Source organism: Candidatus Microbacterium phytovorans (genome assembly GCA_029202445.1).
Lineage (GTDB): Bacteria > Actinomycetota > Actinomycetes > Actinomycetales > Microbacteriaceae > Microbacterium > Microbacterium phytovorans.
Window position 1 is genome coordinate 2,070,298 of the sequence record CP119321.1, and the last position, 18,463, is coordinate 2,088,760.

16 protein-coding genes and 2 tRNA genes are annotated in these 18,463 nt (G+C 68.4%); 7 read left to right on the forward strand and 11 right to left on the reverse strand.

Translation table 11 applies throughout. The features are described 5' to 3' along the window. Positions 1-46: 46 nt before the first annotated feature. Positions 47-1,816, forward strand: a complete 1,770-nt coding sequence (locus tag P0Y48_09875; GenBank protein WEK12774.1) for a HAMP domain-containing sensor histidine kinase — start codon at positions 47-49, stop codon at positions 1,814-1,816. Here the strand turns inward: P0Y48_09875 and P0Y48_09880 are convergent. From P0Y48_09880 to P0Y48_09910, 7 genes are read right to left on the reverse strand one after another with little or no spacing between them, the layout of a single operon-like run. Then, positions 1,813-2,808, reverse strand: a complete 996-nt coding sequence (locus tag P0Y48_09880) for an alpha/beta hydrolase (GenBank protein ID WEK12775.1) — start codon at positions 2,806-2,808, stop codon at positions 1,813-1,815. The two genes, P0Y48_09875 and P0Y48_09880, sit on opposite strands and share 4 nt — an antisense overlap. Further along, on the reverse strand, positions 2,805-3,812 hold the full coding sequence (locus P0Y48_09885) for an alpha/beta hydrolase fold domain-containing protein (protein ID WEK12776.1): 1,008 nt from the start codon (positions 3,810-3,812) through the stop codon (positions 2,805-2,807). The genes P0Y48_09880 and P0Y48_09885 overlap by 4 nt, the downstream gene beginning before the upstream one ends. Further along, positions 3,809-5,275, reverse strand: a complete 1,467-nt coding sequence (locus P0Y48_09890; GenBank protein ID WEK12777.1) for a PHB depolymerase family esterase — start codon at positions 5,273-5,275, stop codon at positions 3,809-3,811. The genes P0Y48_09885 and P0Y48_09890 overlap by 4 nt, the downstream gene beginning before the upstream one ends. A 19-nt stretch (positions 5,276-5,294) precedes the next feature. Continuing rightward, positions 5,295-6,170 carry a carbohydrate ABC transporter permease gene (locus P0Y48_09895; GenBank protein WEK12778.1) on the reverse strand — a complete coding sequence of 292 codons (876 nt, stop codon included), beginning with the start codon at positions 6,168-6,170 and terminating at the stop codon, positions 5,295-5,297. A 12-nt stretch (positions 6,171-6,182) separates the two neighbouring features. After that, a complete protein-coding gene (locus P0Y48_09900) occupies positions 6,183-7,166 on the reverse strand; it encodes an ABC transporter permease subunit (GenBank protein WEK12779.1) in 984 nt (327 codons plus the stop codon). Then, positions 7,156-8,634 (reverse strand): ABC transporter substrate-binding protein, encoded by a 1,479-nt coding sequence (locus P0Y48_09905; protein WEK12780.1) that lies wholly within the window; start codon positions 8,632-8,634, stop codon positions 7,156-7,158. Before P0Y48_09905 ends, P0Y48_09900 begins: the two co-directional genes overlap by 11 nt. Before the next feature lie 51 nt (positions 8,635-8,685). Next, on the reverse strand, positions 8,686-9,528 hold the full coding sequence (locus tag P0Y48_09910; protein ID WEK12781.1) for an alpha/beta hydrolase family protein: 843 nt from the start codon (positions 9,526-9,528) through the stop codon (positions 8,686-8,688). Between the two features lie 302 nt (positions 9,529-9,830). On the opposite strand from P0Y48_09910, the gene P0Y48_09915 reads away from it, so the two are divergent. The 4 genes from P0Y48_09915 to gtfA all read left to right on the forward strand — a co-directional run bounded on the left by P0Y48_09915 (position 9,831) and on the right by gtfA (position 14,434). Continuing rightward, complete coding sequence (locus tag P0Y48_09915; protein ID WEK12782.1) at positions 9,831-10,853, forward strand: LacI family DNA-binding transcriptional regulator; 1,023 nt, start codon at positions 9,831-9,833, stop codon at positions 10,851-10,853. Between the two features lie 76 nt (positions 10,854-10,929). Next, entirely contained in the window at positions 10,930-12,177 is a 1,248-nt protein-coding gene (locus tag P0Y48_09920) for an MFS transporter (GenBank protein ID WEK12783.1), read from the forward strand. Beyond that, the gene (locus tag P0Y48_09925; GenBank protein ID WEK12784.1) at positions 12,177-12,962 is read left to right on the forward strand and encodes a hypothetical protein; all 786 of its coding nucleotides are present in this window, start codon (positions 12,177-12,179) and stop codon (positions 12,960-12,962) included. Before P0Y48_09920 ends, P0Y48_09925 begins: the two co-directional genes overlap by 1 nt. Continuing rightward, entirely contained in the window at positions 12,959-14,434 is a 1,476-nt protein-coding gene (gene gtfA / locus P0Y48_09930; GenBank protein WEK12785.1) for a sucrose phosphorylase, read from the forward strand. The genes P0Y48_09925 and gtfA overlap by 4 nt, the downstream gene beginning before the upstream one ends. Before the next feature lie 83 nt (positions 14,435-14,517). On the opposite strand, the gene P0Y48_09935 is transcribed toward gtfA, so the two are convergent. Then, positions 14,518-14,609: transfer RNA gene (locus P0Y48_09935), tRNA-Ser, on the reverse strand. A gap of 77 nt (positions 14,610-14,686) precedes the next feature. Further along, complete coding sequence (locus P0Y48_09940) at positions 14,687-15,346, reverse strand: helix-turn-helix domain containing protein (GenBank protein ID WEK12786.1); 660 nt, start codon at positions 15,344-15,346, stop codon at positions 14,687-14,689. 87 nt (positions 15,347-15,433) lie between these two features. Here P0Y48_09940 and P0Y48_09945 point away from each other — a divergent pair, with 87 nt between their 5' ends. Together P0Y48_09945 and P0Y48_09950 are read left to right on the forward strand one after the other, a co-directional pair. Then, positions 15,434-16,231, forward strand: coding sequence for a hypothetical protein (locus tag P0Y48_09945; protein ID WEK12787.1), 798 nt, complete (start codon positions 15,434-15,436; stop codon positions 16,229-16,231). Beyond that, positions 16,228-16,833 carry a hypothetical protein gene (locus P0Y48_09950; protein ID WEK12788.1) on the forward strand — a complete coding sequence of 202 codons (606 nt, stop codon included), beginning with the start codon at positions 16,228-16,230 and terminating at the stop codon, positions 16,831-16,833. The genes P0Y48_09945 and P0Y48_09950 overlap by 4 nt, the downstream gene beginning before the upstream one ends. Positions 16,834-17,004: 171 nt before the next feature. On the opposite strand, the gene P0Y48_09955 is transcribed toward P0Y48_09950, so the two are convergent. Together P0Y48_09955 and P0Y48_09960 are read right to left on the reverse strand one after the other, a co-directional pair. Next, positions 17,005-18,315, reverse strand: coding sequence for an LCP family protein (locus tag P0Y48_09955; protein ID WEK12789.1), 1,311 nt, complete (start codon positions 18,313-18,315; stop codon positions 17,005-17,007). A gap of 40 nt (positions 18,316-18,355) precedes the next feature. Next, positions 18,356-18,440 (reverse strand) — tRNA-Ser (locus tag P0Y48_09960). Positions 18,441-18,463: the final 23 nt, after the last annotated feature.

The window sequence follows — 18,463 nt, forward strand, 5'->3', positions numbered from 1 at the left end:
CTGAGTCACGCCAGACGTATGCTCAGGATGCCGGGAACGCGCAGCGATGCACCGCGACGTCGCGGTGAGGGGAGGTGCCATCGTGCGGCGGTCTCACGATCGACTGGGCAGCGCGATCCGCGCCCTCCTCGTGCTCACGATCGTCGTGAACGTGATCTTCTTCGCCGGGCTCATGCTCCCGGGCGACCCGTCACCGGAGATCATCGACATCGCGATCCCCATCCTGGCTCAGTGGGCACCGGTCGGCGTCTTCTGGCTCGTCGCCGTGCGCACCCGGTTCGCGCGTCCGGAGGTCGTGCTCGCGGCGGCGGGCGTGACGTGCAACGCGGCGGCAGACACGTTCTATGCGCTCGCGATGGACTCCTCGGGCGAGCTGCCCTCACCGTCGCCTGCCGACATCGGCTACCTCCTCTACTACCCCCTCATCCTCGCCGCCCTCCTCGTCCTCGTCGTCCGCCAGTCGCAGGGATCGCTGAGGTCGGCCCTCTTCGACGGCGCCGTGGCATCCCTGGGCGCCGCCGCGGTACTCGCCGTCATCCTCGGACCCGTGTTCACGGATGCCGCGAGCGGCACGAGCGTGCTCGGCAACGCGATCGCCGGCCTCTATCCGCTCTTCGACCTCATCCTCATCACCGCCGTCGTCGCGATCTCCGCCTCCCCCGCGCTGAGGACCGGGACGCGATGGCCGTTCCTCGTCGCCGGGTTCCTCCTCTTCACGGGGGCCGACATCGCCTATGCGCTCCTCACGCGTGCCGGCGCCTACGCGGCGGGTACGCCTCTCGACGCGCTGTGGACGATGGGGGTCGCGTGCCTGGCGATCTGGGTCGAGGGGGTCATGCGGCTCCCCGCCGACACGCGGACGCCGGCGCCCGAGGCGCGGGTGATGCCGGTGCCGGCGCTCGCCGTGCTGGCGGGCCTGGCCGTGCTCCTCATCGCCACCCAGACGCCCGTCTCCCCCGTCGCCCTGATTCTCGCCGCCGCCACCGTGGTGCTCGCGGCCGTTTCGGTCATGTCGCGCCACGCGGCCACCTCCCGCCTGCTCCGCAGCCGGGAGCGGCTGGTCACCGAGCTGCAGGCGCTGGACAAGGCCAAGAGCGACATGATCCACACGATGAGCCACGAGATGCGTACACCGTTGACGTCGATCCTCGGCTACCTCGACCTCGTGCTGGACGACGACCTCTCCGCCGAGACGCAGGCCCGCCTCCATGTCGTCGAGCGCCACGCTCGCCGGTTGCAGGATCTCGCTGCCAACATGCTCATGCTTACCCGCCTCGACGCGGGCGACGATCATGCCGTCTCCACCCCGGTGAAGGTCGAGCGGATGCTGCGCCGTGTCGAGGCGTCGGCGCGCCACCTCGCGCAGTCGCGGCAGGTGGAACTTCGGGTCAGCGCCGACGGCGCGCACACGGTGTCGGGCGATGAGGGCGAGCTCGAACTCGCGCTGGCACACGTCGTGGACAACGCCGTGAAGTTCACCCCCGCGCACGGCAGCGTCGACGTCGACGTGCGCACGACCGCCGGTTCGGACGGCACACCGCACGCGACGGTCACCGTCACCGACACCGGGATGGGGATCTCTCCGGACGATCTCCCGCGCGTGTTCGACCGCTTCTTCCGCGGCTCCCACGCGCAGGAGCACGCGGTGCAGGGCAGCGGCCTCGGGCTCGCCATCGCGCGCGAGATCGCCCGCGGCCACGGCGGGGACGTCACGATCTCGTCGGAGCTCGGGCACGGCACGGCGGTGCGTGTCGACCTCCCGTTACAGCCGCCGCCGGCCCTCGGCTCGTCTCCGCGGCCGGTGCCGGATCGCTAGGGGGCGGGCGCAGCCAGCGCGCGGGTCAGGAACTCGTCGCGCACGGCGCGCGAGGCCCGGCTGATGGCCGCATCGGAGTACATGCCGTCGAAGCCGTGGAAGCCGCCGCCCCACATGTGGAGGTCGACGCTCACCCCCGCCGCCGACAGTCGCTGCGCGTAGTCGAGGATCTCGTCCCGGAAGGTCTCGACCGAGCCGCAGTCGATGTAGGTGCGCGGGAGGCCCCCGAGGTCCTGGGCGCGCGCCGGTGCGGCGTAGGCCGAGACCTCGTCACCGCCGCGGCGATCGCCGAGGAGCGCGGTCCATCCGAACTCGTTCGACTCGCGGTCCCACCCGCCCTCGTCCAGCAGCATCTGCGAACTGTGGGTGGTCATCCGGTCGTCGAGCATGGGGCACAGCAGGATCTGGTGCGACAGCGCCGGGGCGCCTCGGTCGCGGGCCATGAGCGCGGTACCGGCGGCGAGGCCGCCACCGGCGCTCATCCCGAAGACCATGAGCCGCTCCGGGTCCACGCCGAGCTCCTCGGCGTGCGCGGCGAGCCAGAGGAGTGCCGCGTAGCAGTCCTCCACGGGCGCGGGGTCGGGATGCTCGGGCGCGAGCCGGTAGTCGACGGAGACCGCGACGGCCTCGCCCGCCGAGACGCGGGGAAGCAGATGCATGTCGGGACCCTGCCGGGCGGTGCCCACCACCATGCCGCCGCCGTGGATGTAGAGGATCCCCGGCACCGGCGCCGACGCTCCCGCGGGACGCAGCACGAGAAGCGGTACGTCGGGCGCACCGTTCAGCCCGGGCGCGTGGGGCTCCTCGACCACGACGGTGCCGCCGGCGGTGTAGTCGGGCTGCGGGAACTCCGGCACGCCGTCGATGAACACCTGACGGATCGCGGCGAGAGTGTCCGGCCCGACCTTGGGTCCGAAGGCCGCCATCGCCTCGAGTTGCGGCACCAGCTCGGGGTCGAAGGGGGGACGGGTGGTGACGGGGCGAGAGGTCATGGGGCTTCCTCGGTCGGGTCGGAATCGGTCAGGACGGGACGGGGCGCCAGGGCGTCGGCGAGCGCATCGAGAGCAGCCGAGACGCCGGGAACGGCGGGGACGCGGTTGAGGAACCCGTGCGGCATCCCCTCTCCGAGATGGACCGTGACGGGAACGCCGACCTCGTCGAGTTGCGCCGCGAAGAGCTCGGCGGAGGGACGGAGATCGTCCACCCCGGCGATGGCGAGACAGGTGGGAGGAAGACCGTCCAGCCGGGCCGCGCCCGGCATCGCCTCGGCCGGCACGTCGGAGATGCGACCCACGTACCCCAGGACGAGCTGCGTCACCGTGTCGGAGGTCAGCCGCAGCACGGGCGGCAACGGGGCGAGGTGGGTCGCGAGCGCCGCGTCGGGCGCGGGGTTCGGGAAGTGGAGGAACGGGTAGGCGAGGAGGAGAGCGGGCACGGGTGCTCCCTCCGCGGCGCCGGACTCTCCTCCCCGGGCGCAGCGGAGCGCGGCCGAGACGGCGAGGGCGGCGCCGGCGCTGGCCCCGCCGAGCGCGGGCGCCTCCAGACCGAGCGCGTCCTGCGCCCACCGCCAGGCCGCGACCACGTCGTCGACCGGGAGCGGATATCTCACCGACTCGGATGCCAGTCGGTAGTCGACCGATACGACCACGCTCCGCGCCCGCGCGGACAGTTCCGCCGCGACGGCATGCGCTTCGAGCATGTCGAGATCACCGAAGGCGAAGCCGCCGCCGTGCAGCCACACGAGCGGGGTGCCTGCCGGCTCCTCCGGAATGTAGACCCGCACGGCGACCGGACAGTCCGCGGATGCCGCGTGGTCCTCGATCCTCACTCCTGGCGGAGGCGTCCACGCTTCCTCGTCGGAGAGATAGGCCTCGAAACGCTCGCGGGCCCGCGGGTCGTTCCAGAGCATGTCCATCGACAGGCCGGCGATCGACGGCAGACGGTCGGCGAAGTACGGGTGGAGGCCACCCGCACTCGACGTCTCCCCGCCCGTCATGCCAGCAGGTCGGCGAGGAGACGAGCCATGTTGCGGGAGAGGTCCGCATGGTGGTCGGTGACGTAGAGCACGCCGTCGCACGTGGAGGTGTGGAGTCCTCGCACGTCGCGGGCGACCCACTCCAGCGGAAGGAAGAGCTGCCCGCCGCGCTCGACGGCCTCGGCGAGCATCCCGACGACGTCGCCGTCCACGAGGGCGACGACGCTGCCGCGCGCCACCTCCACCACGGTGCCGTCGCTCCACTCGAGCCGCCCGCGGCCGTCGCTCTCCGACGAGCGGGCGTCGAGCGCGCGCGCGACGAAGTCGAGCGGCGCATAGAGGTACGCGCCGCGCGAGATCGCGTCGCCCTGCAGACCGTGGTACTTCAGCTTGTGCCAGACGAAGGCCGCGGCGCCCAGGTCGACGACCTCTTGGTGCAGCCATGCGGAGGTCGCCCCGTCGGCGATGGCGATCGATACGTCGTCGCCGTGGCGCGGCCGGCGAGGTTCGGTGAGCTCGACCGTCCCGTCGCTGCGGCGGCGGGTGCCGGAGAAGAGATGGCTCCAGACGAACTCGGCGTCGTCCAGGGTCTGGCCGTGGTCGCGGTTCTTCACGTCGCGGAAGACGACGGGTGCGTCTCCACCCTCGTAGAAGGCGAGGTTGTCGAGGCCGCGGATCGAGATCCGAGGCGTGCCCGAGGCTCCGTTGACCGTGCGCCAATAGTCGCGGTTCAGCGCGACTACGTCGCCGACCGGCATCCCGTAGTGCGGGGGGACGTCGTCGAGTTCGAGGCGCGTCTGCCAGACGGGCACGGCACCGGCCCTGTTGATCACGGCTCCGCTCTCGTCGAACAGGAGCTTCGGGGCGGTCGGACCGCCGGAGCCCGCGGCGCCGGCCAGATGGTCGCCGAAGTACCGTGTGAACTGTCCCGTCATCGCGTTCCCCATCGACATGCCTTGCATGTAGACACGACCGCGATCGACGTTGTGGCTCGCGACGAGGCGATCGATCAGCGCGAGCACCAGCCGCATGTCGTGGTTCTCGTCCGGGTCGGCGGGCGGTCGGTTGAGGTAGATTCCGTCCTCGCGGACGGCGGTCGCCTGCTCGATCTGCTCCTCGGGGACGTCGATCAGCCAGAACCGGCGCAGGTGCGCATTGGGGAAGAGGACGAGGAAGCCCTCGCGCTCGGCGACCATCGTCCACGACGTGTAGACCGCCTGACCCCACCCGGTCATATAGCCGCCGTGCATCGAGACGACCAGCGGCGTCGGGGTGTCGGCGCGGTAGCTCTCGGGCACGTAGAGGTACCACGTGTCCTCCTCGCCGTCGATGACGACGCCGGTGTGCTCCTCCAGCCGCCGCGGGTACGGCTGGGAGTTGTTGCCGTTCTCGTTGACGACGATGTCGGAGTCTTTGAGGTGCTCCGGAAGGTAGTCGCGGTTGTCGTCGTCGGGCGTGCCCGCGCGCAGCGAGATCTGAGGCATGACCTGTATGTCCTTCCGGTCAGCCCTTGACGGCGCCGACCATGATTCCGCGAGCGAAGTAGCGCTGCAGGAGGGGGTAGATGATGAGCAGGGGCAGCAGCGCGACGAACGAGATCGCCATCCGCACCGACACGGTCGGGACGTTGGAGGTCACCACCGTGCCGGTGGAGTTGTTCGAGATCGCCTGGATGTCCTGGATCATGCGGTTCAGGAACGTCTGGATGCTGAAGAGGTTCGGATCGCTCACGTAGTAGAGGCCGTTGGTCCAGTCGTTCCAGTAGCCGAGCGCGATGAACAGACCGATGGTGACGAGGATGGGCTTTCCGAGCGGGAGCACGAGCTGGAAGTAGATGCGCGCGTAGCCGGCCCCGTCGAGCTTGGCCGCCTCGTAGACCTCCGGCGGGATGTTCACCTGGTAGTAGCTGCGCATGAGGATCACGTTGAAGGCGTTCACCAGCAGTGCCGGGAGGATGTACGCGAGCAGGGTGTTGCGGACACCGAGCGAGGACCACATGATGTACGCCGGCACGAGACCGCCGTTGAACAGCAGCGTGAAGAACACGAGGAAGCTCAGCGTGCGACGCCCCGGCAGCTCCGGGAGCGAGAGGGCGTAGGCGAGGGTCGACGTCAGGAAGAGGCCGACCGCCGTGCCCACGACGGTGACGATGATCGTCACACCGTAGGCGCGGAAGACGGTGGCGCTGTTCTGCGCGATGAAGGAGTACGCGTCGAGGCTGAACTGCGCGGGCCAGAACGTGTAGCCGTCCTGCACGAGCGCCGACTCCGACGAGATCGACGACATGAACACCAGCAGCAGCGGGGCGATCATCGACAGCGTGACGAGGATGAGCGCGACATGGCCCGCGATGGCGTACGCGCGCGAATGCTTGATCACAGTGATTCCGATCTAGAACAGAGCGCTGGCGCGCTGATACTTGCGGACGGCGGCGTTGACGGTGACGACCAGCACGAATCCGATGACGGCCTGGAAGAAGCCCGCGGCCGCGGACTGGCCGATACCGCCCGCCGAGATCAGCGTTCGGTAGACGTAGGTGTCGATCGTGGTCGTCACGTCGTAGATCGCGCCCGAGTTCCGTGGCACCTGATAGAACAGCCCGAAGTCGGAGTAGAAGATGCGACCGATCGCCAGCAGCGTCAGGGTCACGATGGTGGGAACGAGGCTCGGCAGATCGATGTGGATGACCTGCTTCCACCGGTTGGCGCCGTCGAGGGAGGCGGCCTCGTACAGCGCCCGGTCGATGCCGATCAGTCCGGCCATGAACAGGAGGGTGGAGTAGCCGACCGTCTTCCACAGGTTGACGACGATCAGGATCGTCGGCCAGTACTGGCCCTCGCTGTACCACTGGATCGGGTCGTCCGCGTAGATCGTGTTGTTGAGCAGACCGTTCTCGTGGCTGAGGAAGCCGAACACGACATAGCTGAGGATCACCATCGACAGCGTGAACGGCAGCAGGATCGAGCTCTGATAGAGCTTGCGGAGCCGCGTGCTGGCGACGTCGTTGATCAGGATGGCGAGCCCGATCGCCACCGTCGTGGTGACCACGATGAACGCCAGGTTGTACAGCAGCGTGTTCCGGAAGATCTCCCCGGCTGCGCCGCTGGCGAAGAGGAAGCGGAAGTTGTCCCACCCCGCCCACGGGCTGAAGAAGATGCCGTCGTTGATGTTGATCCGCTTGAAGGCGGAGATGATGCCGGCCATCGGGATGTAGTTGTTGACCAGCAGGTAGATCAAGCCCGGCAGCATCAGAAGGTAGACCGGGAGGAAAGAGCGCCAGCGGACCGGACGACGCTTCTTCTCCACGTGGTGCCCGGTGAGGGCCGCGGCTTGCACGGCCCTCACCGGTTCACGGGTCACCAGCTCACTGGCCATCGAGCCACTCGTCCAGCTGACGCTGCTTCTCGTCGATCACGCGCTGCAGACCGGCGGCGTACAGGGCGTCGTTGAACTCCTTGATGCCCGACTCGGGGTCGAGGACGCCGAAGCTGATCTGCTTCTTGTACTGCTCGTACACCGCATTGATCTGCGCGATCTCCGCAGCGACCGAGGTGGGGTCGAAGAGGAAGCCGTACGCCTGCGAGGGGGTGGCCTCCGCGTTGGCCTCCGCGTAGATCTCACCGAGGTTGGCGGGGTTGCCCTCCCACACGTGGCCGGCGAACTGGTTGGGCGAGATGAAGACGGCGCCGTTGTGGTAGCTGACGTCTCCCGGTCCCTTGCCCTCCGGGTAGCCGGCGACGCCGGGCTCGGTCTCGACCCAGTCGGTGCCCTCGACGCCCCAGTTGAGGAGGTCGTTGAACTCGCCGCTGGTGTACGCCCAGTTCAGGAACTCGAAGGCCTTGGTCTTGTCCTTGGCCGCGTTGGCGACGCTGAGGAGAGCGGCCGTCGCGGTGCTCGTGCTCTTCGGGCCGTAGCCGGAGATCGGGATGAGCTCGACGTCGTACCCCGTCAGCGACTTCACGGATGCCGCGCCGGTGGGGTTCGAGAACGTGATGTAGGAGAAGAGGTTCCCCGCCTTCATCTTGATGTGGCCCTCGTCGGTGTTCGTCGCGACGTCCTGCGACGTGTATCCCTTCTGGAACCACTCGCGGTTGATCTCGGCGAACTCGCGGTACTGGTCGGACTCGAACCAGTTCGTGACCGTCGTGGTCTGGCCCTTGTCCTCGAGCACGCCGTAGCCCGAGTCGCCCAGCGGGTCGATGTAGGAGAAGATCTGCATGCCCATCGAGAAGGTGCCGTCGTACGCGGTCATCTCGGGGTACGCCTCCTTGACCTTGCCGAACATCTCGGTCACCTTGGCGTAGCCGGACGAGTCCTCCGCCGTGATGTCGAAGTCGTCGACGCTGTAACCGAGCTCGTCGAAGATGTCCTTGCGCACGATGAGGGCGGACGGGCTGGAGAGCTCCTTGCGGGTCGGGAACCCGATCTGGAAGTCTCCGAGCTTTCCGACGTTCGCGTCTTCGCCGAGGACTTCCTGGATGTCGCCCGTCTGCTCGGCGTAGTCGGCCGCGTTGACGATGTACTGCGCGTTGATGAACGTGCCGAAGTCCTGCTGGAACACGAACGTGATGTCCAGCGGGTCACCCGAGCTCATCATGAGCGGCAGCTTGGAGAAGTAGTCCGCGAACGAGATCGGGATCAGGTTGACGGTCATGTTGAGCTCGTCCAGCGTGAGCTCGTTGATCGCCTCCTTCAGCTCGTCGGTCGGTGCGCCGGCGATGCTGAGGTAGGCGAAGTTGACCTCGTAGGGCTGGGTGTCGTCGGCCGGGGTGCCCGAGCAGGCACTCAGCGCGAGCGCCGCGGCTGCGGTCAGCGCGACGGCGGCGGTGCGGGTGGTCTTCATGTCATTCCTTCTTCGTTGAACGAGTGGGTGCGGGTAGGAATCGGGTAAGGGTCAGAACGGGTTCGAGGGGTTGTGCTCGAGCCCGAAGAAGTCGAGGGCGCGTTGGATGGCGAGGTCCCAGAACCGCCATTCGTGGCGGTAGCCGTCGGCGATCCAGAACTCGGCATCCAGTCCGATGTCGGCGGCGTGCTCCGCGAAGGTCCGGAGGTCGCCGACGATGAGCTCGTCGTCGGAGCCGCAGGCGAACAGCATCCGCGGGAGCTCTCCGCTGCCGGCCTTCGCGTCGAGGATGCGCCAGACGTTCTCCTCGGACGCGAGGAAGGCCTCTCTCCCGCCGGCGTTGGCGACCATCCCGCGCAGCCGGTCGGCGAACATGCCGGTGCCCTCGGCGAGCAGTTCGTCGGTGAGCACTCGGTCGTATTCGACGGGGGATGCCGACAGCACCGCTGCCGCCGCGAACAGCTCCGGGTGGTTGGCGGCGAACTTCACGGTTCCGCGTCCGCCCATCGAGAGCCCGGCGATGAAGTTGTCCTCCCGGCGGTCCGACACGGGCAGCCAGCCCTGGACGAGCGGCATGAGCTCTTCGGTGAGGAAGTCGTACATGTCGTAGCCGAGCGAGAAGTCGGACCAGTTCGAGTAGTTGCTGTTGAGGGCGGACGGCATGACGACCGCCAGCCCCTTCTCCGCGGCGTAGAGATCGATGTTGGTCCGACGCAGCCAGTCCAGGTTGTCGCCGAAGGTGCCGTGCAGCAGCCACAGCACCTTGAAACGACGCTCCTCGCCGTAGTACTCGCGCGGCGTCTCGTCCCGCGGGCGATCCGGGAGGAGGACGGTGACGGTCGTGTTGCCGGCGAGGTGCCGACTCTCGATCGTCCAGGTGATGACAGACACCATGACCTCCTCGTCATTCGCTAAAAGTTTGAGTGGAACTGCTAAAAGTCCCTGAGTCGGGATGCTAGCCATGCGGCGACGCTCTTGTCAAACTTCTCGATCGCTGACAGTGCATGAACCGATCAAGGGGCGATTGCGCCCGGAATATCGCGACATTTCACTGAGGGGCGACTGCACGGTGGAGCAAGAGCCATCCGCCACGTGCGTGGCTAAACTTTAGCTAAATCGGACTTGACGAAACGCCAGCTCACGCTAAAGTGGCGTGTGATCGACGAAGAGACACGCTGCCGGACGAGGAGGTCGACATGAGCGGGAAGAGCAAGGTGAGCCTGGCCCAGGTCGCGCTGCACTCCGGCGTCTCCACCACGACCGCCTCGATGGTGCTGAGCAACCGGTGGCGAGAGTTCCGCATCGCTCCCGCCACGCGCGACACCGTCCTCGCCGCCGCGCAGGAGCTCGGCTACACGACCAAGCGGTCGCCACGCCCGCGTTCCTCGCAACTGTGGGCGATCTTCGCCCCCAGCGACTTCGACCTCGGTCCCACGAGCGAGTTCTACCGGGGCGTGCACGGCTGGCTGCGCGAGCAGGACCTCGGCATCGAGGTCGTCGTCTTCCCCTTCGAGCGCGGTGCCCTGCGCGACAAGGTGTCCTGGCTGTCGCCGTCGTTCGCGGCGGGGGCGATCATGCTCGGCCTCGGCGAGGACGACGTGGCCTTCCTGGAGCGGGAGAGGATCGAGATCCCGCTCGTGCTCGTGAATCGGGTCGCCAAGAACTGGCCGTCCGTCATGACCGACGACTACACCGTCGGCGATCTCGTCGCCGACCACTTCGCCCGGCGCGGCCTGAAGCACGTCGCCATGATCATTCCGACGGTCTCCGCGCGGTCGCAGAGCCTGCGGATCGTCGGTTTCGAAGACCACGCCCGCCGCTTCACCCGCGCCGAGCAGGGCGAGATCCCCCAGGCCTTCGGGACCAACGACATCACGGGCGGCCATGCCGCCATCGCGAAGCTGCTCCCCACCCTGGAGCGCTCCACGGGCATCTTCGTCCTCAACGACGGAATGGTCGGCGGCGTGATGAACGGACTCCTCGACGCGGGCTGGTCGGTCCCGGGCGACGTCGAGGTGGTCTCGTACGGAAACGGCTCGGTCAACGCCCTGCTGCGTCCCTCGGTGACCAGCGTCGTGACGCCGCTCACCGAGATGAGTCGCGACGCCGCCCGCGCACTCAGCGTGGCGACCGAGCCCGACGGCCTCCCCGGCACGCCCACGAGCCTGTTCGATGTGACCTTGGCCTACCGCGACAGTTCTCCCGCACCCGACGCCTGATTCCGGCCCACCCGTTCCCGCCCGTTCGACACCCCCGTGGTCGAGCGCGCCCATTTTCGTCGAAGGACCCTTCACCATGTCAGCAGGCCGAACCGCACCGAGCGGTTGGCGGGAGATCTGGTCGCCCGCGTTCCTGGTGATCTTCGGTCTGAACTTCGTCCTCAACGTCTCGCAGTTCATGGTCAACGCGCTCGTCCCGAAACTCACCGACGGGTTCGGCGCGAGTGCGACCACCGTCGGACTCGTCACAGGGTTGTTCGCGGCCACCGCGCTGCTGGTGCGACCCTTCGTCGGCGTCGCCACGACCCGCATCCGCCACAGTCACCTCCTCGCCGCCACTGCCGTGGTGCTCCTGCTCGCCTTCGCGTGCTTCGCGTTCGCGGGAGATGTGACGGCCGTCGTGATCGGACGCCTTCTGCAGGGCTTCGGCATGGGGTTCCTCGCCCCCGTGACGCTCGCGATGGCCAGCAACGCACTGCCGGAACGCCGCATGGCCTCCGGCATCGGCCTGTTCTCTTTGGGGCAGGCCATCGGCATGGCGATCGGCCCCGCCATCGGGCTCTGGCTCGAGCGCCTTCTGGGCTACGGCCCCACCTTCGCCATCAGCGCGGGGGCCATGGCCGTCGTGGCGGTGCTCGCGCCGCTCGTGCGATCCGAATCGCCGCGGCGCGAGTCGCGGCCACGCGAACGCCTGTGGCGGTCCTTCATCGCGCCCGAGGCGATCGCGCCGGCCATCGTGATCTTCTTCCTCGGCGGCGCCTACTCGGTCGTCAACTCCTTCGTCATCCTCTACGGGGAGTCGATGGGGATCGAGAGCATCGGGCTCTTCTTCACGGCGTACGCCCTCGCCCTGCTCGTCTCGCGACCGATCGCGGGTCCGATCGCCGACCGCTTCGGACTCACCGCCGTGATCGTCCCGGGCACACTTATCTACGGGGTGGCCTTCTTCCTGATCAGCACGGCACGGTCGCTGCCCGAGTTCCTCGTCGCCGGGGCCGTCTCCGCCTTCGGCTACGGCATCTGCCAGCCCGCCGTGCAGACCCTCGCCCTCCTTGCGGTCAGCAGAGAGCGTCGCGGCATCGCCAGCAACACGAACTACATGGGCCTCGACCTCTCCTATCTGGTCCTCCCGGTGGCCGCCGGCGCGCTCGTGTCCGCCGGCCACGAGGCGGGCTGGGCCGACGCCGACGCGTACTCCCTCATGTTCCGTTTCATGATCATCCCCGTCGCCATCGGGTTGGCGGTCTACGTGCTGTTCGCCCGCCCGACCCCCCGCACCCGCGACGATCTCAGCCCCGGCGCCCTGAACCCCACGGAGGGATGATGACGCGCACCGACGATCATTACCTGGGCTTCGCGTCGACGCGTGCCGGGACCGTCCCGCTGCGGGTTCGCCGCCCCGAGGGCTCGGGCCTGCCCGTCCTCGTCTTCCTCCACGGCGGAGCCGAGGCCGGCACCGACAACCGCGTGCAGCTGACCGGCACCCTCGGGGCGGTCGAACTGGCACGTCGATATCCCGATCACATCGTCATCGCCCCGCAGGCCGCGCCGTCTACGATCCCCCTCATGCCCGCCCGCGCGCCGTTCGCTGAACGAATGCTCGACCCGGACTCCGGCTGGAACCGAGAGACGCTGCAGAGCGTCGCCGGCTACGTCTCGTCGCTGATCGACGAGGGCGCGGCCGATGCCGCCTGCATCCGCCTCACGGGGGTCTCCATGGGCGGGGCGGGCACCCTCCGCATGCTCGACGTCGCACCGGACCTCTTCGCCGGGGCCGCTCCCGTGTGCCCGACCATGACACCGGAGACGCTCGGCATCCTCCACGGCATCCGTACGCCGATCTGGGTCTCCACCGCGTACGTCGACCACACCCCCGACCGGCACGCGTACATCGTCGACGGCGTGCTGGCACTGCTCCGCGCGGGAGCAGCCGACGTCCACCTCTCGATCTTCACGCCCGAACAGCTCGCGACCGTGGGCATCCCCTCGGCGCCGGGCCTCACCACCGACGAACTGCTCATCGAGAACCACGCGGCATGGGAGCTGACCTACCGCAACGCCGAGGGGATTCTCGACTGGCTCACGACCCGCCGAAAGGATGCCGCATGAAACCGATCTCCAACACCCCGATGCTGATCACCTACGCCGACAGCCTGGGAGGTGACCTTCCGGCCCTGCAGGGGGTGCTCGACGGGCCGTTCGCGGGGGCCTTCGGGGGCGTGCACATCCTCCCGTTCTTCCCGTCGAGCGGTGACCGCGGCTTCGCCGTCATCGACTACGACACGGTCGACCCCGCTTTCGGCACGTGGACGGACATCGAGCGGATCGCGTCGTCGTACTACGTGATGGCCGACTTCATGATCAATCACGTCTCCATCCGATCGGCCGAGTTCCGCGATTACATGCAGCGCGGCGATGCCTCGCCCTACCGGGACATGTTCATCCACTGGGACGAGTTCTGGCCGAACGCCGAACCGACCGAGGAGGAGATGGCGGCGCTGTACCGGCGCAAGGCCGTCGGCCCCGTGAAGGACTTCACCCGCGACGACGGCACGGTCGTGCGACTGTGGAACACGTTCTTCGCCGAGCAGGTCGACATCGACCCGTGGCAGCCCGTCACGCAGGAGTACTTCCGCCGCAACCTGGGGCGGCTCGCCGACATCGTGCCGCTCATCCGCTTCGATGCGTTCGCGTACGCCTCCAAGCGTCCCGGGACGAGCTGCTTCTTCGTCGAGCCCGAGGTATGGCAGGTGCTCGACATCGGCATGGAGCCGCTGCGGGCGCGCGGCACGCAGATGCTTCCCGAGATCCACGAGAACTATCGCATCCAGCTGGCCATGGCCGAGCGCGGGCACTGGGTCTACGACTTCGCGCTCCCGATGCTCATGCTGCACACGGTGTTCAGCCACGACACAACCCGCCTGCGGCACTGGCTGACCATCTGCCCGCGAAAGCAGTTCACGACGCTCGACACGCACGACGGGATCGGCGTCGTCGACGTTGTCGGGTTGCTCTCGGACGACGAGATCGATGCCGTGAGCGACCGCGTCAACCGCGTCATCGAGCCGCTGCGTCAGTACCACGCGCTCCCGCCCGGCATGATCACGCGCGGCAAGGAGCAGACCCGGCAGTACCAGCTGATGACGTCGTTCTTCTCGGCTCTCGAGGAGGACGAGGATGCCATGCTCCTCGCGCGCACCGTTCAGCTGTGGGTTCCCGGCATCCCCCAGGTGTACTACGTCGGTGCACTCTTCGGCGCGAACGACGTCGACGCGCTCCGCGACACCGGCGAGGCACGCGCGGTCAACCGCCACGACTACACCGGCGAGGAAGTCGCCGCCGCGGTCGCCCGTCCACACACCGCAGCCCTCCTGGACATCCTGCGTTTCCGCACGGCATACTCGGCCTTCGACGGCGAGTTCACCTCCGACGACACCGCCGGGTCGCACGTGCTCGACCTGACCTGGCGCGACGGCGACGCGTCGGCCCGCCTCGTCGCCGACTTCCGGGCGAAGAGCTTCACGATCACCGAGGAACGGGCGGGTTCCACCCGCACCGTCGCGCAGTGGCCGGCGGTGTGACGGCCACGGTTCGACCAGGGCGGTGACGGCCGCCTGAACATCGTTCGCCAGAACGCCGAAAGCCCCGGGAGACCGGGGCTTTTTGGCGGAGACGGAGGGATTTGAACCCTCGGTCCCCTTGCGAGGACTCCACCTTAGCAGGGTGGTGCACTAGGCCTGACTATGCGACGTCTCCAGGGTGTTCAACGCGAGACGGCGCGAACACACCCGGCAATCATAACCGCTCCCCGCCCGTGGCAACGAACCGGGCCGTCAGTCGGTTCCGGGGACGAGAGCGGATGCCGCGGCCAGCCGCATCCAGGTGCGCTCCAGCCACACGGCATACTCGTCCCGATCCCACCCGAACGTTCTTGCGGCGAGCAGGCGCGACTCGGCGGCCGACAGCATCGCCCCCACCGACGCCAGCCAGGCGACGTCGGCATCCTTCGCCAGAAGCCCGTCGCGCACCGCAGCACCCCAGAAGACCTCCAGGAAGACGCGGGTGGCCTCGCGCCACCGGGCGGCGGACTCCTGCACACTCGGCTCCGCCGGCTCGACCTCTCCGTTGACCGCCATGAGCGGTCCGAGACGCTCGTTCATCGTCGCCACCCCGTCGGCGAACGCGTGCACCCGCTCCGCCAGCGTGGGCGCGGACATCGCCGCGACGCTCCACCCCCGCTCGGGAAGCGGAACGGGGTCGACATCTCCCACGATCGCGGTCTCGATGACCCGTTGAAAGAGCGCGGCCTTCGTGGCGAAGCGTACGTAGACGGTGCGTTCCGCCACCCCCGCTTCGCGCGCCACGGCGGCCAGCGACGTGCGCGCATAGCCGTCGCGGAGGAACAGCCGGCCGGCCGCCGCCAGGAGGTGCTCCTCGGTCTGACGCCGCCTGCGCTCATGTCCCGTCGCTCCGGGCTCTTGACCGCTCACCATACATGCAGTATCACTGCATTATTGCAGACACACTGCACGGACACGCCGCAGGCGCGTAGACCGCGGAGAAGGGCGAAGGGGGTCACCATGGCCGAGTTCGACGTGCGAAATCCGTCCCAGGTGTCGAGCCCCACACATCTCGACGTCGACCTCGGCATCGCCGGGCGGCGTCTGATCGTCGCCTCGGGCATCTGCTGCCCCGACTGGCGCGTCGACACCGACGACGTGACGCGCCGCACCGACATCGTCCACCTCCGCATCCCCGCCGACCGCATCGAGAAGGCGAGCACGCACGTCGCCCTCGCCAGCATCGCCAACGAAGACACCGGGTACGCCTTCGGCGTCGACCGGGCCTCGGTCACGGTGAACGGTCAGACCGGCGAGCTCGACCTCGCCGTCGACCTCGCCGTCATGGGCGAGAGCAGCAGCCTCAACCGGTTCTCCTACCAGGTCGTCGCGACGGTGGTGCGCGATGTCGCCGAGGTCACCGGGACGATCCGTTGGCCGCGGACGATGCTCGACCTGGCATCCCCTGACCCACTCGCGGCCGCCGACCACGTGCGCGTCACTCTCCACGAGCGGCGGACCACGCCGGCCGACGGTCCGTTCGGCGGCGAGAACGAGCACCTCACTCCGCTCGTCGCCGGTGAGATCGTCGACGCCACCCTCGACAGCGACCGCTGGGCGGTGCGCTACCGCATCCTCAACCCGCCCCGCGGGCGCTCGCTCAAAGTGACGATCTTCCCCACCGGGTTCACGGTGCCTGCGGAGGCGGACCTCACCTACGGTCCCGTCGCGCCCGGAACCGAGACCTTCACCCTTCAGCCGCCCGACACGAATCGCCGCGGCGTCGACTTCGCGGTGGGATTCCGGGTGCTGCGATGACCGAGACGTGGATGCTCGGGCCGTTCGTCATGCCCGATCCCTGGAACCCGTACCTCGATCACACTCCGCCGCCGATCTCCGACATCGACGGCCCCGCCCCGCCGGTCATCCGCATTCCCATCGCCGGCCCCGACCCGTTCAACACGCTCGCGATCGTGCGCGGTCGGTCGTTCATCTCCCACGGCCCGATCTCCGACGGCAAGCTCGACCGCGGAGTGCGCCGGCTCATCCCCACCCACCTCACGATCCCCGGTTTCGACCCCGAGCGCCCCGTCTCCGAACAGGTGCGGCATTCGAGCGTCGCGAGCATCGTCACGATCTCGTCGGGCGGGCAGCGCAACCCCGAGAACGACGCGGGGAGCGACTTCATCATCGCGGTCGACGCACTCGACCCCGACCCCACCATCGATCGCAACGGCCGCTACTACCTCACCGCCGTCACGGCGAGCTCCCACGACCAGACGAGCTCGGGCGACTTCCTCGAGATGACCTCGTGGGTCGCCTACTACGACCCCGCGATGACGCTCCCGCCGGAACCGATCGAGATCCGGCGCCTCGATCACCTCGAGGTGCGCACGAAACGTCGCTTCCCGGACAGGTGACAGCCGTCGAGAGTGCGCGAACTGTCGTCGGATGCCGGTCGGCACCGCACTTCGCGCGCCCTCCGACGCGCGAATGTGGCGCAATCGGCGCGAGAAGGTGTCGCGAACGGCCGTCTCGGATGCCGGGAAGCCGCCGACTGCGCCACTTTCTCCGGGGCCGCCGCCGCGGGCTCAGCGCTGGGCTTGCGTGCAGGTGACGTCGGCGGCGGTGGAGCCGGCGATGTCGGAGGGGAGCTCCACGGCCGTCTCGGTGGGCTCCGGCGTCTGGTTCGCGTCGGGGGTCTCTGAGGCGTCGGGCGAACCGCTCGGCGAACCCGTGGGGGTGGGAGTGGGGGTCGGGGTGGCCTCGGCCTCGCCGACGATCTCCACACCGTAGCCCTGGCTCGCGTCGCCCGTGAGCTTCAGCGGCTGGTTGTCCTCAAGCGCCTGGAACAGCACGTCGGCCGCCGAGGTGACCGGGAGCACACGGCCGCCGCCGGGGGCGTAGACCGTCGGATACTGCACGAAGACGATGTCCTTGTACGGCACGCTCTTGACCGCCATCGCGATCGACACCATCCGCTGGGGGTTGGTCAGCGAATCGCTCAGCACGAGCTGCTTCGACTGCACCTGCGCCACCGCGGTCGTCGCGAGGTTGAACAGCACCGACGGATTCGCCAGCACACCGCCCGACTGCAGCTTGCGCACCATCGAGCTCATGAACTGCTGCTGATTCGAGATGCGGCCGAGGTCGGAGCCGTCGCCGATGCCGTGGCGAATGCGCAGGAACTGCAGCGCCTCCGCACCGACGAGGGTGTGCGTGCCCTTGGTGAGGTTCAGGCCCGTGTGCTTGTCGCTGATGTCGTCGGAGACGCACACGTCGACGCCGCCGATGGCATCCGACATGTTGATGACACCCGTCCAGCGGATCGCCGCGGCGTACTGGATGTCGACGCCGGTCAGCGCCTCGACGGTCAGCACGGTGCAGGGAAGTCCGCCGTACATGTACGACGAGTTGATCATCTGAGCGCTCATCGCGGAGTAGTTGCCGCCGTCGCCGGTCGGGCACGACGGGATCGGCACGATCATGTCGCGCGGGAAGGAGACCACCGTCACGCGGCGCGGGTTGTCGCTGATGTGCACCAGCATCGTCACGTCGTTGCGCTCGCCCCCCGCGTCGTGGGCGCAGCGCGGGAAGAGCTTGAGGTCTTGACCCTCGCAGGAGTCGGTGCCCACGACGAGCATGTTGACGCCGCCGTCGATCTCGCCGATGGCGGGCAGCTCGTCGACGTCGTCACCGATGTCGACACTGTTGTCGGTGAGGGTGCGCGCGGCATCCCACACGTAGAACGCCCCCACGGCGCCGACGCTCAGGACGACGACCGCGACCACCGCGCCGAGCACCGTCATGATCTGGCGGAAGGGCTTCGGGGAGGTCTGGATGCCGTGGCGCGCCAGCGGCTGTCGCCGGCTGGTCGGCGGGGCGTCAGGCGTCTCGCTCACGAGCATCCCTTTCTGAGGCGGGGCGGGGGTCCCCGAGGGGCGGAGGGTGTGGGATTCGAACCCACGGGACATTGCTGCCCACCGGTTTTCAAGACCGGGTCCTTCGGCCGCTCGGACAACCCTCCCGAGCAGACTCCGAAGAAATCCG

Excerpts from the sequence above, each read along its gene's own strand:
- P0Y48_09875 (WEK12774.1), top strand. The coding sequence starts at position 47 with ATGCACCGCGACGTCGCGGTGAGGGGAGGTGCCATCGTGCGGCGGTCT.
- P0Y48_09880 (WEK12775.1), bottom strand. The coding sequence starts at position 2,808 with ATGACCTCTCGCCCCGTCACCACCCGTCCCCCCTTCGACCCCGAGCTG.
- P0Y48_09885 (WEK12776.1), bottom strand. The coding sequence starts at position 3,812 with ATGACGGGCGGGGAGACGTCGAGTGCGGGTGGCCTCCACCCGTACTTC.
- P0Y48_09890 (WEK12777.1), bottom strand. The coding sequence starts at position 5,275 with ATGCCTCAGATCTCGCTGCGCGCGGGCACGCCCGACGACGACAACCGC.
- P0Y48_09900 (WEK12779.1), bottom strand. The coding sequence starts at position 7,166 with ATGGCCAGTGAGCTGGTGACCCGTGAACCGGTGAGGGCCGTGCAAGCC.
- P0Y48_09905 (WEK12780.1), bottom strand. The coding sequence starts at position 8,634 with ATGAAGACCACCCGCACCGCCGCCGTCGCGCTGACCGCAGCCGCGGCG.
- P0Y48_09910 (WEK12781.1), bottom strand. The coding sequence starts at position 9,528 with ATGGTGTCTGTCATCACCTGGACGATCGAGAGTCGGCACCTCGCCGGC.
- P0Y48_09915 (WEK12782.1), top strand. The coding sequence starts at position 9,831 with ATGAGCGGGAAGAGCAAGGTGAGCCTGGCCCAGGTCGCGCTGCACTCC.
- P0Y48_09920 (WEK12783.1), top strand. The coding sequence starts at position 10,930 with ATGTCAGCAGGCCGAACCGCACCGAGCGGTTGGCGGGAGATCTGGTCG.
- P0Y48_09925 (WEK12784.1), top strand. The coding sequence starts at position 12,177 with ATGACGCGCACCGACGATCATTACCTGGGCTTCGCGTCGACGCGTGCC.
- gtfA (WEK12785.1), top strand. The coding sequence starts at position 12,959 with ATGAAACCGATCTCCAACACCCCGATGCTGATCACCTACGCCGACAGC.
- P0Y48_09940 (WEK12786.1), bottom strand. The coding sequence starts at position 15,346 with ATGGTGAGCGGTCAAGAGCCCGGAGCGACGGGACATGAGCGCAGGCGG.
- P0Y48_09945 (WEK12787.1), top strand. The coding sequence starts at position 15,434 with ATGGCCGAGTTCGACGTGCGAAATCCGTCCCAGGTGTCGAGCCCCACA.
- P0Y48_09950 (WEK12788.1), top strand. The coding sequence starts at position 16,228 with ATGACCGAGACGTGGATGCTCGGGCCGTTCGTCATGCCCGATCCCTGG.